The sequence below is a fragment of the Pseudomonas sp. GW458-11-26-14-LB4 genome (assembly GCF_059423925.1).
The window spans coordinates 83,113-96,777 of the sequence record NZ_JBWKYU010000007.1; the positions used below are offsets into that span (position 1 = coordinate 83,113).

At 61.8% G+C, this 13,665-nt stretch carries 13 protein-coding genes; 6 read left to right on the plus strand and 7 right to left on the minus strand.

The window, feature by feature from the left end:
• Positions 1–48: 48 nt before the first annotated feature.
• On the minus strand, positions 49–207 hold the full coding sequence (locus AC07XZ_RS11290) for a DUF3309 family protein (protein WP_169432680.1): 159 nt from the start codon (positions 205–207) through the stop codon (positions 49–51).
• Positions 208–463: 256 nt separating this feature from the next.
• Here AC07XZ_RS11290 and AC07XZ_RS11295 point away from each other — a divergent pair, with 256 nt between their 5' ends.
• From AC07XZ_RS11295 to csrA, 3 genes are all read left to right on the plus strand, one after another.
• Positions 464–1,279: an SDR family oxidoreductase gene (locus tag AC07XZ_RS11295; protein ID WP_085745029.1), complete on the plus strand. Its 816-nt coding sequence runs from the start codon at positions 464–466 to the stop codon at positions 1,277–1,279.
• A 64-nt stretch (positions 1,280–1,343) separates the two neighbouring features.
• Positions 1,344–1,676 carry a YnfA family protein gene (locus AC07XZ_RS11300; RefSeq protein WP_007950874.1) on the plus strand — a complete coding sequence of 111 codons (333 nt, stop codon included), beginning with the start codon at positions 1,344–1,346 and terminating at the stop codon, positions 1,674–1,676.
• A 138-nt stretch (positions 1,677–1,814) separates the two neighbouring features.
• Positions 1,815–2,000 (plus strand): carbon storage regulator CsrA, encoded by a 186-nt coding sequence (csrA, locus tag AC07XZ_RS11305; protein WP_039770603.1) that lies wholly within the window; start codon positions 1,815–1,817, stop codon positions 1,998–2,000.
• 6 nt (positions 2,001–2,006) lie between these two features.
• Here the strand turns inward: csrA and AC07XZ_RS11310 are convergent, their stop codons facing one another.
• The 5 genes from AC07XZ_RS11310 to mnmC all read right to left on the minus strand — a co-directional run bounded on the left by AC07XZ_RS11310 (position 2,007) and on the right by mnmC (position 9,312).
• The gene (locus AC07XZ_RS11310) at positions 2,007–2,234 is read right to left on the minus strand and encodes a YheU family protein (RefSeq protein ID WP_003192759.1); all 228 of its coding nucleotides are present in this window, start codon (positions 2,232–2,234) and stop codon (positions 2,007–2,009) included.
• 59 nt (positions 2,235–2,293) lie between these two features.
• Positions 2,294–3,484: an osmoprotectant NAGGN system M42 family peptidase gene (locus tag AC07XZ_RS11315; protein WP_085745028.1), complete on the minus strand. Its 1,191-nt coding sequence runs from the start codon at positions 3,482–3,484 to the stop codon at positions 2,294–2,296.
• A 61-nt stretch (positions 3,485–3,545) separates the two neighbouring features.
• Positions 3,546–5,291, minus strand: a complete 1,746-nt coding sequence (ngg, locus tag AC07XZ_RS11320) for an N-acetylglutaminylglutamine synthetase (protein WP_102686492.1) — start codon at positions 5,289–5,291, stop codon at positions 3,546–3,548.
• A gap of 3 nt (positions 5,292–5,294) precedes the next feature.
• The gene (locus tag AC07XZ_RS11325) at positions 5,295–7,067 is read right to left on the minus strand and encodes an N-acetylglutaminylglutamine amidotransferase (RefSeq protein WP_102686491.1); all 1,773 of its coding nucleotides are present in this window, start codon (positions 7,065–7,067) and stop codon (positions 5,295–5,297) included.
• A gap of 262 nt (positions 7,068–7,329) precedes the next feature.
• Positions 7,330–9,312, minus strand: a complete 1,983-nt coding sequence (gene mnmC, locus AC07XZ_RS11330) for a bifunctional tRNA (5-methylaminomethyl-2-thiouridine)(34)-methyltransferase MnmC2/FAD-dependent 5-carboxymethylaminomethyl-2-thiouridine(34) oxidoreductase MnmC1 (protein ID WP_102686490.1) — start codon at positions 9,310–9,312, stop codon at positions 7,330–7,332.
• A 173-nt stretch (positions 9,313–9,485) separates the two neighbouring features.
• Here mnmC and pap point away from each other — a divergent pair, with 173 nt between their 5' ends.
• Positions 9,486–11,000: a polyphosphate:AMP phosphotransferase gene (gene pap, locus AC07XZ_RS11335; RefSeq protein ID WP_102686489.1), complete on the plus strand. Its 1,515-nt coding sequence runs from the start codon at positions 9,486–9,488 to the stop codon at positions 10,998–11,000.
• A 102-nt stretch (positions 11,001–11,102) separates the two neighbouring features.
• Positions 11,103–12,287: a thiolase family protein gene (locus AC07XZ_RS11340; RefSeq protein WP_102686488.1), complete on the plus strand. Its 1,185-nt coding sequence runs from the start codon at positions 11,103–11,105 to the stop codon at positions 12,285–12,287.
• On the opposite strand, the gene AC07XZ_RS11345 is transcribed toward AC07XZ_RS11340, so the two are convergent.
• Positions 12,284–12,484, minus strand: a complete 201-nt coding sequence (locus tag AC07XZ_RS11345) for a DUF6316 family protein (protein WP_085745022.1) — start codon at positions 12,482–12,484, stop codon at positions 12,284–12,286. The two genes, AC07XZ_RS11340 and AC07XZ_RS11345, sit on opposite strands and share 4 nt — an antisense overlap.
• A 215-nt stretch (positions 12,485–12,699) precedes the next feature.
• Between AC07XZ_RS11345 and AC07XZ_RS11350 the strand changes: the two genes are divergently transcribed.
• Positions 12,700–13,659 (plus strand): DMT family transporter, encoded by a 960-nt coding sequence (locus tag AC07XZ_RS11350; RefSeq protein ID WP_102686487.1) that lies wholly within the window; start codon positions 12,700–12,702, stop codon positions 13,657–13,659.
• Positions 13,660–13,665 lie beyond the last annotated feature (6 nt).

Here is a 13,665-nt window from a genome sequence, read left to right on the forward strand (position 1 = left end):
CATAAAAAAGAGGCCCTTGAAGGGCCTCTTTTTTTGTCGGTCAAACAGTCATATCCGACCGAGTAACAACAGCACCAACAGGACTACCAGCACTACGCCGATAATGCCCGATGGGCCATAACCCCAACTTCTGGAGTGCGGGAAGACCGGCAGACCACCGATCAGCAACAGGATCAGGATAATGATTAAAATTGTGCCCATGTCTATTTCCTTGTTGATAGTGTCTGTTAAGTCTTGGTGTTCAAGGGCGGCTGGAAGTTGAATTAAATCCAGCCGGCTTGTTAATTCCGACTGGTGCATATGAAAGAAAATTCAATGTTTTTTTAAGGTATTTGGCTCGCCTGCTTATTTCGTTTGTTGTTGCGGTTTGCCCTCGCCATTCAGCAATCTGATGGAGCGTGGGTCGCTGCGGATCCTTCGCTACACTCCGCGCATCTTCCCCGGAACAACAAGGCTGTCTGCTATGCAAAATCGCATGATGATCACTGGCGCGGGCTCAGGCCTGGGTCGCGAAATCGCGCTGCGCTGGGCGCGTGAAGGCTGGCAACTGGCCTTGTCCGACGTCAGCGAACCCGGTTTGCAAGAGACCCTGAAACTGGTTCGCGAGGCTGGCGGCGACGGCTTCATCCAGCGCTGCGACGTGCGCGATTACAGCCAGCTAACGGCGTTCGCCCAGGCCTGCGAAGTGAAACTTGGCGGCATCGACATCATCGTCAACAACGCCGGTGTGGCCTCGGGCGGTTTCTTCAGCGAACTGTCGCTGGAGGACTGGGACTGGCAGATCGCGATCAACCTGATGGGCGTGGTCAAGGGCTGCAAGGCGTTCCTGCCGCTGCTGGAACTGAGCAAGGGCAAGATCATCAACATCGCCTCGATGGCCGCACTGATGCAGGGCCCGGCGATGAGCAACTACAACGTGGCGAAGGCCGGGGTAGTGGCGCTGTCGGAAAGTCTGTTGATCGAACTGGCCCAACAGGAAGTCGGGGTTCATGTGGTCTGCCCGTCATTTTTCCAGACCAATCTGCTGGATTCCTTCCGTGGCCCGACGCCGGCGATGAAAGCCCAGGTCGGCAAGTTGCTGGAAAGTTCGCCGATCACCGCCAGCGATATTGCCGACTACATCTACCAGCAAGTCGCGGCCGGCGAGTTCATGATCCTGCCTCACGAACAAGGGCGTATGGCCTGGGCGCTCAAACAGAAGAATCCGCAGCTGCTGTACAACGAAATGACCGCGATGGCCGAAAAGATGCGCGCCAAGGCCAAACAGAACAACGGCTGAACTTGCCCGGGGTTCACCGCATCGTTAGGGTGGCCGCAACAGTCACCCTGACGAGATGTTTTGCATGCTCAATTACCTGTGGTTCTTCCTCGCCGCGCTGTTCGAAATCGCCGGCTGTTTCGCGTTCTGGATGTGGTTGCGCCAGGGCAAGAGCGCCTTGTGGGTGATCCCGGCGCTGATCAGCCTGACCCTGTTCGCGCTGCTGTTGACGCGCGTCGAAGCGACCTACGCCGGTCGCGCCTACGCCGCGTATGGTGGCATCTACATCATTGCTTCGATTGGCTGGCTGGCGGTGGTCGAACGTATCCGGCCGCTGGGTTCGGACTGGATCGGTGTGGCTTTGTGTGTGATCGGGGCGAGTGTGATCCTGTTCGGGCCACGGTTTTCCGCGAGCTGAATCTTGCAGCCCTGAAGGAAACGTCTGAAGGCTTGCGCGACCTGATGCGTAGGGAATGACTGAATTGCCCGGCGTGCATTGTAGGGCGGTCGAAACCCGCGCATCTTCGAGGCTCGCAAACCTTGAAGGACAACCCCCATGCTTGTACTCAGCCGTGTTGTCGGTGAACTGATTTCCATCGGCGACAACATCACTCTGCGCGTTCTGGCGGTCAACGGCTCCAGCGTGCGGTTCGGCGTCGAAGCGCCGGAGCAGATCGGCGTGCATCGCGCCGAGGTCTACGAACGGATCCAGCGCAAACAGGCCAGCGGCAAGGGCCGCTGACCGTTTTCAGTCGAACAGGTGCTTGGGCACGTCGTGCTTGAGCATCAACTGGCATTGCTCGCTTTCCGGATCGAAAACAATCAACGCCTGGCCTTTGGTCAGCGCCTGGCGAACCCGCAATACGCGGGTTTCCAGCGGCGTGTCGTCACCGTTGTCGGTACCGTCGCGGGTGACGAAATCCTCGATCAGGCGGGTGAGGGTGTCGACTTCGAGCGCGTCGTAGGGAATCAGCATGGGCACCTCGGCTAAATCAATGTCGGGATGCTACGGCGAATGATCGCCGAGGGCCAGACTCAACCGTCCGAGCGTTGCCCCACCAGGCTGTCCACCGACGGCACACGGGTGTCGCTCTCCATCTGCGTTTCGTGCTCGATTTGGTGACTGAAGCGATCCAGTGACCCGGTGGCCGGTTGCGCATCGCTGGCGAACACCGGTGGACTCAAAATGTACGCCCCCAGCAGGCGACTGAGCGCCGCCAGGCTGTCGATGTGTGTGCGTTCGTAGCCGTGGGTTGCGTCGCAGCCGAAGGCGAGCAGGGCGGTGCGGATGTCGTGACCGGCAGTGACCGCCGAATGGGCGTCGCTGAAGTAATAGCGGAACAGGTCGCGGCGCACCGGCAGTTCGTGCTCGCCGGCCAGACGCAACAGGTGCCGCGACAGGTGATAGTCGTACGGCCCGCCGGAATCCTGCATCGCCACGCTCACCGCGTGTTCGCTGGAGTGTTGGCCCGGCGCGACCGGGGCGATGTCGATGCCGACGAATTCGCTGACGTCCCACGGCAACGCTGCTGCTGCGCCGCTGCCGGTTTCCTCGGTGATGGTGAACAGCGGATGACAGTCGATCATCAGTTCCTGACCGCTGTCGACGATGGCTTTCAGTGCTGCCAGCAGCGCGGCGACACCGGCTTTGTCGTCCAGATGTCGGGCGCTGATGTGACCGCTTTCGGTGAACTCCGGCAGTGGGTCAAAGGCCACCACATCGCCGACGCTGATGCCCAGCGAATCGCAATCGGCGCGGGTCGCGCAGTAGGCGTCCAGACGCAGCTCGACGTGATCCCAGCTGATCGGCATCTCATCCACGGCCGTATTGAAGGCATGCCCGGACGCCATCAACGGCAACACGCTGCCGCGAATCACGCCGTTGTCGGTGAACAGGCTGACGCGACTGCCCTCGGCGAACCGGCTCGACCAGCAACCCACCGGCGCCAGGGTCAGACGCCCGTTGTCCTTCACCGCGCGCACGGCGGCGCCGATGGTGTCCAGGTGCGCCGAGACCGCACGGTCGGGGCTGTTTTTCTTGCCTTTAAGGGTGGCGCGGATCGTGCCGCGACGGGTCATCTCGAAGGGAATGCCGAGTTCTTCCAGACGCTCGGCGACGTAGCGCACGATGGTGTCGGTGAACCCGGTCGGGCTCGGGATGGCGAGCATTTCCAGCAGGACTTTCTGCAGGTAGTTCAGATCCGGTTCGGGAATTTGGGTGGTCATGGAGACTCCTGTTGCGGGGCGTCATTCGCGCGTTGAACGCGGGAATGACGCTGAAGAGAGATCAAACGGCCGGCTGACTGTGCGGAAACAGCAGATCGACAAACCGCTCCGCCGTCGGCTGCGGCTCATGGTTGGCGAGCCCTGCCCGTTCGTTGGCTTCGATGAACACGTACGTCGGTTGATCCGCCGCCGGCACCATCAGGTCGAGGCCGACCATCGGGATCTCCAGCGCCCGAGCCGCGCGCACGGCAGCCTCGGCCAGGGTCGGGTGCAGAATCGCCGTGACGTCTTCCAGCGTGCCGCCGGTATGCAGGTTCGCCGTGCGCCGCACGAACAGATGCTCACCGGCCGGCAGGATGCTGCTGTAGTCGTAACCGGCCGCATGCAGGGTTCGCTGGGTTTCGTGGTCCAGCGGGATTTTGCTTTCGCCGCTGGTGGCTGCTTGTCTGCGTCGGCTCTGCGCTTCAATCAACGCGCCGATGGAATGATGACCGTCGCCGACCACTTCCGCCGGCCTGCGGATCGCCGCTGCAACCACCTCGAAACCGATCACCAGAATCCGCAGGTCGAAGCCTTCGTGAAAGCTTTCCAGCAGCACGCGAGTGTCGAACTGCCTGGCCGCTTCGATGGCCTTCTGCACGTCCTCGATGGTCTGCAGATCCACCGCCACGCCTCGGCCCTGTTCGCCATCCAGCGGTTTGACCACCACTCGCTGGTGCTCATCGAGAAACGCCAGATTGTCGTCCGCATTTCCCGCCAACTGCTGCGACGGCACATTCAGTCCGGCGGCTTTCAATACTTTGTGGGTCAGGCTTTTGTCCTGGCACAGGTTCATGCTGATGGCGCTGGTCAGGTCGCTCAGGGATTCACGGCAACGCACCCGGCGCCCACCATGACTGAGGGTGAACAGTCCGGAGTCGGCGTCATCCACCTGCACATCGATGCCGCGTCGATGGGCTTCCTCGACGATGATTCGCGCGTAAGGGTTGAACTGCGCCTCCGGCCCCGGACCGAGGAACAGCGGCTGGTTGATGCCGTTCTTGCGCTTGATGGCGAACGTCGGCAGGTTGCGAAAACCGAGTTTGGCGTAGAGATTTTTCGCCTGCCGGTTGTCATGCAGCACCGACAGATCGAGGTAGCTCAGACCGCGACTCATGAAATGCTCGATCAGATGGCGCACCAATACTTCACCGACACCGGGACGCGAGCACTGCGGGTCGACCGCCAGGCACCACAGGCTGCTGCCGTTTTCCGGGTCGTTGTAGGCCTTCTGGTGATTGAGGCCCATGACGCTGCCGATCACCGCGCCGCTGTCGTCGTCTTCCGCCAGCCAGTACACCGGGCCGCCCTGATGGTGCGGGGTGAGCAGGGTGGCATCGATCGGCAACATGCCGCGCGCCTGATACAGCTGATTGATCGCCTGCCAGTCCGCGTCACTTTGCGCGCGACGAATACGGAAGCCGCGAAACACCCTGGTCGCCTGACGATAATCGCTGAACCACAAGCGCAGGGTGTCGGACGGGTCGAGAAACAGTTGGGTCGGCTCAAGGCCGAGAATCTGCTGCGGCGCCGCGACGTACAAGGCAATGTCGCGTTCGCCCGGTTGTTCGTTGAGCAGTTCCCGGGCAAGGCTGGCCGGATCGGGAAAAGTGTGGCCGATCAGCAACCGGCCCCAGCCGCAATGCACCGCAATCGGCTCGGCGGCCGGCTCGCTGCCGTCCTCGGCCAGACGCGCCTGCAAGCGTTCGTAGGACGGTGTCTGACCGCGTAGTAGCCGTTGGCTGTAAGCCGTGGCGTGAGGTTTCATCGATCAGATTCCTTGTTCGCTGAGCCACAGGTTCAAAGCCGCCAGTTGCCACAGCTTGGAGCCGCGCAACGGGGTCAACTGGCCTTGTGGATCGGTCAGCAGTTTGTCGAGCATGGCGGGGTTGAACAGGCCGCGATCCTGACTCGGATCGAGCAGCAGTTCGCGCACCCAGTTGAGGGTATCGCCCTGCAAGTGTTTGAGGCCGGGCACCGGGAAGTAACCTTTCTTGCGGTCGATCACTTCGCTCGGGATGACCAGTCGCGCGGCTTCTTTCAACACTTGCTTGCCGCCGTCCGGCAGTTTGAATTTGCCCGGAACACGGGCCGACAATTCCACCAGTCGATAGTCGAGAAACGGCGTACGCGCTTCCAGTCCCCAGGCCATGGTCATGTTGTCGACGCGTTTGACCGGGTCGTCCACCAGCATCACCGTGCTGTCCAGACGCAGGGCCTTGTCGACCGCCGCATCGGCGCCCGGCTGTGCGAAATGTTCCTTCACGAAGTCACCGGCAGCGTCATTGGCGGTCAGCCATTTCGGCTGCACCGTGGCGGCGTAATCGTCGTAGCTGCGGTCGAAAAACGCCTCGCGATAGGCCGCATACGGATCGGCCGCGCCGTCGACTTGCGGGTACCAGTGATAACCGGCGAACAACTCGTCGGCGCCCTGGCCGCTCTGTACAACCTTGCAGTGCTTGGCCACTTCGCGGGACAGCAGATAGAAGGCGATGCAGTCGTGGCTCACCATCGGCTCGCTCATGGCACGGAACGCAGCGGGCAGTTGCTCGATGATTTCTTTTTCGTCGATACGCAATTGATGGTGCTGAGTGCCGTAGTGCTTGGCGATCAGATCGGAATACTGAAACTCGTCACCGCGTTCGCCACCGGCATCCTGGAAACCGATGGAAAAGGTCGAAAGGTTCTCTACGCCGACTTCGCGCAGCAGGCCGACGAGCATGCTCGAATCAACGCCGCCGGAAAGCAGCACGCCGACATCCACTGCCGCCCGTTGGCGGATTGCCACGGCTTCGCGGGTGCTGTCGAGCACGCGGTCGCGCCAGTCTTCCAGGGTCAGGTTTTTCTCGTCGTCGTGTGGGCCGTAGGGCAGGGTCCACCAGGTTTTCTGCTCGGTGCTGCCGTCCGCTTCAATGCGCATCCAGCTCGCTGGCGGCAGCTTTTCGATGCCGGCCAGCAAGGTGCGCGGCGCAGGCACCACGGCGTGGAAATTCAAGTAATGATTGAGCGCCACCGGGTCGAGGATCGGGTTGATGTCACCGCCCTTGAGCAGCGCCGGCAGAGCCGAAGCAAAACGCAGGCGCTGGCCGGTGCGCGACAGGTACAGCGGCTTCACACCGAGACGGTCGCGGGCGATGAACAGGCGCTGGGCATCGCGCTCCCAGATGGCGAAGGCGAACATGCCGTTGAGTTTCGGCAGCAGCGCTTCGCCCCAGGCGTGGTAACCCTTGAGCAGCACTTCGGTGTCGCCGCCGGAGTAGAACGCATAACCGAGCGCTTCGAGTTCTGCACGCAGTTCCGGGAAGTTGTAGATCGCGCCGTTGAAGGCCAGGGACAGGCCCAGTTGGCTGTCGATCATCGGCTGCGCCGAGCCGTCCGACAGGTCCATGATTTTCAGGCGTCGATGGCCCAGGACAATCGGCCCCTGGGCATGGAAGCCCCACGCGTCGGGGCCGCGAGGGGCCAGGTGATGGGTGATTCGCTCAATGGCTGCAAGGTTTGCAGGTTGTTGATCAAAACGTAACTCGCCAGCTAATCCGCACATAAAGTCCTTACCGGTTTTTCCGTTGGGGAGGGGCAATCGGGACCCGCCAAAAAGGGTGGGTACTCAGAGACTGACCCCGGCGCGGACGTCGGAGTTTTAGAACAATGAGTTATAAGGCGCGATGTGCCGACCGATGGCAGGCAAGGGAGCGAGGCGCAGAAGGGAGGAGTTGGAGGGTGTTGTGCTGCTTGGGTAGGGCTGCTCGAACAGCGGTCAGTCATCACGGGATTTGCCGAACCTGCAGAGTGCAGGCCGGCGTCCCTCAGGCCTTCCCGCGAATCAGTTCACGCAAGGCAAAACGGTTGGGATGACACGCCTCGGCCACCGCTCTTGGCAGCGGCAGCGGTTCATTGTCCAGCCACGCGGCCAGCAACTCGCCAGACAGTGGTGCAGTGATCAACCCGCGTGAGCCGTGGCCACTGTTGACGTACAGACCGTCCAGCCACGGGCACGGAGTGTCCGGCACTTGCCGGGCATCCTTGCTCAAGGCGCGATAGGCCGCGGTGAAGGCCTCGCGATCGGAGAGCGGGCCGACAATCGGCAGGTAGTCGGGGCTGGTGCAACGGAACGCTGCGCGACCCTGAAGGCTGTCGGCGTCGGGTTCGCCGATGTGCAGGCGCGCCACCAGATCCGTGGAGATCTCTTCGAGCATCGCCAGATTGCCCAGGTGTTCGGCGGTGGTCGGGGTCAGGTCGTCGTTATTGAAATCGAAGCTGGCGCCGAGGGTGTGTTCGCCAAAGCGTGCCGGTGCTACGTAACCTTCGGCGCAGACCACCGTGCTCAGCGCCTGACTTTGTGTGGTCAGCGCCAAGCAAGTGATCTGCCCGCGAATGCGCTTGAGGGGCAGGTCGGCGCTCTGGGCAAAACGCTTGATTTCGGCAGCACCGGCCAGCACCACGACGGGGGCTGTTGCGATCAGTCGTTCACCGTCGAAGGCCTGCCACTGACCGTCAAGCTTGCGCAGCTCAATGGCTTCCTGATGGGTGAGCAGCGTGACGCCCGGTTGTGCGGCTTGCGCCTGACACAATGCGGGCGGATGCACCCAGCCGCCTTCGGGATAATACAAACCGCCATGGGCCAGACCGATCCCGGCGCGGGCCTGAGCGTCGGGTTGATCGAGCCATTGCAGAAGGTCTTCGGGAAACGCCGCCGCCAGTTGCGCCTGACGCTCGCGTTCCTTTTCATTGAACGCCAGTTGCAGCACGCCGCAGTCATCCCAGTCGGTACCGCGTTGCAGGGTTTCCAGCAGGCGACGGGTGTAGCCGAAACCGCTGACGATCAACTGCGACAGTGCGGTGCCGTGGGCGGACAGTTTCAGATACAGAACGCCTTGCGGGTTACCCGAAGCTTCCTGGGCCACCGCGTCATGCCGTTCCAGCAGACTGACCTGCCAGCCCCGTGCTGCAAGGCTGGCTGCCGTGGCACAACCGGCCAGACCGGCGCCGATCACCAGGGCTCGACGGTCACCTGTCAACGCTGTTGGGCGGGCGAACCACGGTTTTGCCGCCGCAGGTGGCGCAACACCGTCGGGCCAGCCGAGAAATTCGCCGCGCAGGATTTCCCATTTGTGGCCGATGCCCGGCGTGCGTTTCATCTTGAAGCCGGCGGCGTTGAGCAAGCGCCGCACCCAACCGGTGCTGGTGAACGTGCTGATGGTCGAACCGGGCGCCGCCAATCTCGCCAGTTCCGCGAACAGTTCGGCAGTCCACATCTCCGGGTTTTTCGCCGGGGCGAAACCGTCGAGAAACCAGGCGTCGATCTGGCCGTCCAGTTGCGGCAACTGCTCCAGTGCATCACCGATCAGCAGCGTCAGGGTCACACGACCGTTATCCAGAACAATGCGCTGAAAGCCCTGATGAATTGCCACGTAATGCTTGAGCAACTGATCGGAGAACAGCTTCAAATCGGGCCACAACGCCAGTGCCCGTTGCAGGTCGGCAGGGCTCAACGGAAACTTTTCGACGCTGACAAAATGCAGCCGTGCACCGGCCACCGCATGCTGTTCGAACAACTGCCAGGCGCAGAGAAAATTCAGCCCGGTGCCGAAGCCGGTTTCACCGATCACCAGTCGCCCACCCGCCGTCAGCGCGGCGAAGCGCTCGGCCAGACGGTTCTGTTCGAGGAACACGTAGCGGGTTTCATCCAGCCCCGACTGGTCGGAAAAATACACATCGTCGAACACTCGCGAACGCGGGCGTCCCTGGTCATCCCAGTCGAGTTGGGCGTGGGGCATTACAGGTTTCATGGCAGGCTCGGCAACGACAAGGCGGCCATTCTAGCCGATCACGCAGGCGGCGCTTGATCCATGGCAAGCCTTGCTGACGATCACTCAAGGACAATCCGCCGCCGGCGGGAATTTCTGTGCCGCGCCAGAGCCCAATCCGCTAGTCTTGCTGAATCCTGGAAGGAGCCGTCCTTATGTTCGAATCCGCTGAAATCGGTCACGCCATCGACAAAGACACCTACGAAGCCGCCGTGCCCGCCCTGCGTGAAGCCTTGCTCGAAGCCCAGTTCGAGTTGCAGCAGCAGAAGCGTTTCCCGGTGATCATTTTGATCAACGGCATCGAAGGCGCCGGGAAGGGCGAGACGGTGAAGTTGCTCAACGAGTGGATGGACCCGCGCCTGATCGAAGTGCGCACTTTCGACCAGCAGACCGATGAAGAGCTGGCGCGGCCACCGGCCTGGCGTTACTGGCGGATGCTGCCGGCCAAGGGGCGGATGGGGATTTTCTTCGGCAACTGGTACAGCCAGATGCTGCAGGGCCGGGTGCACGGCTTGTTCAAGGATCCACGTCTGGATCAGGCGATTGCCGGCGCCGAGCGCATGGAAAAGATGTTCTGCGATGAAGGCGCGCTGATCTTCAAGTTCTGGTTCCACCTGTCCAAGAAACAGATGAAGGCGCGGCTCAAGGCCCTGGCCGATGACCCGCTGCACAGTTGGCGCATCAGCCCGCTGGACTGGCAGCAATCGCAGACCTACGACAAGTTCGTCAAATACGGCGAGCGCGTGTTGCGCCGTACCAGTCGCGATTACGCGCCATGGCATGTCATCGAGGGTGTCGACCCGTACTACCGCAGCCTGACGGTCGGCAAGATTCTGCTCGAAGGGCTGCAAAACGCCTTGAAGCGTCCCGATGTGCATCCCCATGAGGTCAACGCTGCACCGTTGGGGACTTCCGTCGATCAGTTGAACCTGCTCGACAGCCTCGACCTGACCCAGCGTCTGGACAAAAAAGACTACGAAGAACAACTGATCACCGAACAGGCGCGACTGTCGGGGCTGATGCGTGACAAGCGCATGCGTCGTCACGCGCTGGTGGCGGTGTTCGAAGGCAACGATGCGGCGGGCAAGGGCGGTTCGATTCGCCGGGTCGCGGCGGCGCTCGATCCGCGTCAGTACAACATCGTGCCGATTGCCGCGCCCACCGAAGAGGAGCGGGCGCAGCCGTATCTGTGGCGGTTCTGGCGGCACATTCCGGCGCGGGGCAAATTCACCGTATTTGATCGCTCGTGGTACGGTCGGGTGCTGGTGGAGCGGGTCGAAGGTTTTTGCAGTACCGCCGACTGGATGCGTGCCTATGGCGAAATCAACGACTTCGAGGAGCAACTGGCCGATGCCGGGGTGATCGTGGTCAAGTTCTGGCTGGCCATCGACAAGGACACGCAGATGGAGCGCTTCCAGGAGCGCGAAGAAATCCCGTTCAAGCGCTTCAAGATCACCGAAGACGACTGGCGCAACCGCGACAAGTGGGACGCCTATCGCGCCGCCGTGGGCGACATGGTCGACCGCACCAGCACCGAAATTGCGCCGTGGACCCTGGTCGAGGCCAATGACAAGCGCTGGGCCCGGGTCAAGGTGCTGCGCACGATCAACCGGGCGCTGGAAGAAGCGTTCGAGAAGTCCGACAAGCGAGCCAAGAAGCACAAGGACTGAACCGATGGGCCCGCATACGCGAGGTGAATGATTGTCGCGGTCGGCGATCGGGTGGACTTATGCTCGGTCCACTCTCAACCGACTGCAACAATGAGGTATGCCATGCGTGAAGTGGTGATCGTCGACAGCGTACGGACCGGCCTGGCCAAGTCCTTTCGCGGCAAGTTCAACCAGACCCGCCCCGATGACATGGCGGCCCATTGCGTCAATGCGTTGCTCTCGCGCAACGACATCGACCCGGCCAGCGTCGAGGATTGCATCGTCGGCGCCGGCTCCAACGAGGGTGCCCAGGGCTACAACATTGGCCGCAACGTGGCGGTGCTCTCCCAATTGGGCACCGGCACCGCCGGCATGACCCTCAACCGTTTCTGTTCTTCGGGCTTGCAGGCGATTGCGATTGCCGCCAATCAGATCGCTTCGGGTTGCAGCGACATCATCGTCGCCGGCGGCGTCGAGTCGATCAGCCTGACGCTGAAAAGTGTCAACACCGATCACCTGATCAACCCGCTGCTCAAGCAACAGACGCCGGGCATCTACTACACCATGGGCCAGACCGCCGAAGTGGTGGCGCGCCGTTATGGCGTCAGTCGCGAGGCGCAGGATCGCTACTCGCTGCAAAGTCAGATCCGTACCGCCCAGGCGCAGGCTGCCGGCCTGTTCAACGATGAAATCGTGCCGATGGCGGTGAAGTACCGTGTTGAAGACAAGAACAGTGGGGAGGTGCAGATCCTCGACGGCCTCGTCGATCGCGACGACTGCAATCGCCCGGACACCACCTATGAAAGCCTCGCCGGGTTGAAACCGGTGTTCGCCGAGGACGGTTCGGTGACTGCCGGCAACTCGTCGCAGTTGTCCGACGGCGCCTCGATGACGCTGGTGATGAGCCTGGAAAAGGCCCTGCAACTGGGGCTCAAGCCTAAGGCGTTTTTCCGTGGGTTCACCGTGGCCGGTTGCGAACCGGATGAAATGGGCATCGGCCCGGTGTTCTCGGTGCCGAAGCTGCTCAAGGCCAAAGGCTTGCAGGTGGCGGATATCGATCTGTGGGAATTGAACGAAGCGTTCGCCTCGCAGTGCCTGTACGCCCGTGACCGTCTGGAAATCGACAACGAGAAGTACAACGTCAACGGCGGCTCGATTTCCATCGGCCACCCGTTCGGCATGACCGGGTCACGGCAGGTCGGGCATCTGGTGCGCGAGTTGCAGCGGCGCAATCTGCGTTACGGGATCGTGACCATGTGCGTGGGCGGCGGGATGGGCGCGACCGGGTTGTTTGAGGCCGTACGCTAGTTCGACCTGCCAGAATCCATCAACTGCATCCGCGCGATGTACGCGCGGATTTCCTGCTCGGCTTTCTCGTGGCTGTCGAACGGCCCTTCGAGGGTGTTTTCCCGGGTGCTGAAATACAGTTCGCCGTTGACCCGGCACACGCGGTCGCTGCGAAAGTGCGTGGCGGGGGCGGTGTCCTGGGCGCGCATGCCTAACATGACGGGGTCTCCTTGGTGAGTGATGTCCCGGGCTGGATCCAAGAAGCTTATGCCTGAACCACTTACCTTGCCCGGCCGGCCGATCAACGGCCCATCGTCAATTTTCTGCTGCGACCTGCACAGTTTCATTTGCGGCTGGAGCGCAACTGTCCCTGTGTCGGGCAGGGGCTGTGCGCCTAGAATGAGCGCTCCTGTCTCTGGCGCTTGGGGTTCTCATGCACGTTTCATCGGGTCGTTGGGTGTACGGCATGTTCCTGGCGTTGTTGACGGCGTTTCTGTGGGGAATCCTGCCGATCAAGCTCAAGCAAGTGCTGGTGGTGATGGACCCGGTCACGGTGACCTGGTTTCGCCTGCTGGTGTCCGGCGGCTGTCTGTTCCTTTATCTGGCGGCGACCAAAAGGTTGCCGAGTCGCAAGGTGCTCGGGCCGAAGGGCGGCTGGCTGGTGCTGATGGCGGTACTCGGGCTGGTGGGCAACTACGTGCTGTACCTGATGGGCCTGAACCTGCTCAGCCCCGGCACTGCGCAACTGGTGGTGCAGATGGGGCCGATCATGTTGCTGATCGCCAGCCTGTTTGTATTCAAGGAACGCTTCAGTATTGGTCAGGGCATTGGTCTGGCGGTGCTGCTGATCGGATTCGCGCTGTTCTTCAATCAGCGTCTGGCTGAATTGCTCACCTCTCTGTCTGACTACACCGCCGGCGTGTTGCTGGTGCTGCTGGCGTCGACGGTCTGGACCTTTTACGCACTGGGTCAGAAGCAATTGCTGACGGTGTGGAATTCGCTGCAGGTGATGATGGTGATCTACCTGTTCTGCGCCTTGTTGCTGACGCCGTGGGTGCATCCGCTCGAAGCACTGTCGCTGAATCCGTTGCAGGGCTGGCTGCTGCTGGCGTGCTGCATGAATACCCTGATCGCCTACGGCGCCTTTGCCGAGGCGCTGGCGCATTGGGAAGCTTCGCGGGTCAGCGCGACGCTCGCGATCACGCCGTTGGTGACGTTCGGTGCGGTGGCCGTGGCGGCCGGAGTGTGGCCTGAATATGTGCATGCCGAGCAAATCAATCTGCTGGGGTATGGCGGGGCGGTGCTGGTGGTGCTGGGTTCGGCGCTGGTGGCGCTCGGGCCTTCGCTGATTGCCGGGCTCAAGGCCCGGCGGGCGAAACTGTTGGTCGGATGACCTTCC

Excerpts from the sequence above, each read along its gene's own strand:
- pap (WP_102686489.1), top strand. The coding sequence starts at position 9,486 with ATGTTCGAATCCGCTGAAATCGGTCACGCCATCGACAAAGACACCTAC.
- AC07XZ_RS11310 (WP_003192759.1), bottom strand. The coding sequence starts at position 2,234 with ATGCTGATTCCCTACGACGCGCTCGAAGTCGACACCCTCACCCGCCTG.
- AC07XZ_RS11345 (WP_085745022.1), bottom strand. The coding sequence starts at position 12,484 with ATGTTAGGCATGCGCGCCCAGGACACCGCCCCCGCCACGCACTTTCGC.
- AC07XZ_RS11325 (WP_102686491.1), bottom strand. The coding sequence starts at position 7,067 with ATGTGCGGATTAGCTGGCGAGTTACGTTTTGATCAACAACCTGCAAAC.
- AC07XZ_RS11315 (WP_085745028.1), bottom strand. The coding sequence starts at position 3,484 with ATGACCACCCAAATTCCCGAACCGGATCTGAACTACCTGCAGAAAGTC.
- AC07XZ_RS11350 (WP_102686487.1), top strand. The coding sequence starts at position 12,700 with ATGCACGTTTCATCGGGTCGTTGGGTGTACGGCATGTTCCTGGCGTTG.
- mnmC (WP_102686490.1), bottom strand. The coding sequence starts at position 9,312 with ATGAAACCTGTAATGCCCCACGCCCAACTCGACTGGGATGACCAGGGA.
- csrA (WP_039770603.1), top strand. The coding sequence starts at position 1,815 with ATGCTTGTACTCAGCCGTGTTGTCGGTGAACTGATTTCCATCGGCGAC.
- AC07XZ_RS11340 (WP_102686488.1), top strand. The coding sequence starts at position 11,103 with ATGCGTGAAGTGGTGATCGTCGACAGCGTACGGACCGGCCTGGCCAAG.
- ngg (WP_102686492.1), bottom strand. The coding sequence starts at position 5,291 with ATGAAACCTCACGCCACGGCTTACAGCCAACGGCTACTACGCGGTCAG.
- AC07XZ_RS11300 (WP_007950874.1), top strand. The coding sequence starts at position 1,344 with ATGCTCAATTACCTGTGGTTCTTCCTCGCCGCGCTGTTCGAAATCGCC.
- AC07XZ_RS11295 (WP_085745029.1), top strand. The coding sequence starts at position 464 with ATGCAAAATCGCATGATGATCACTGGCGCGGGCTCAGGCCTGGGTCGC.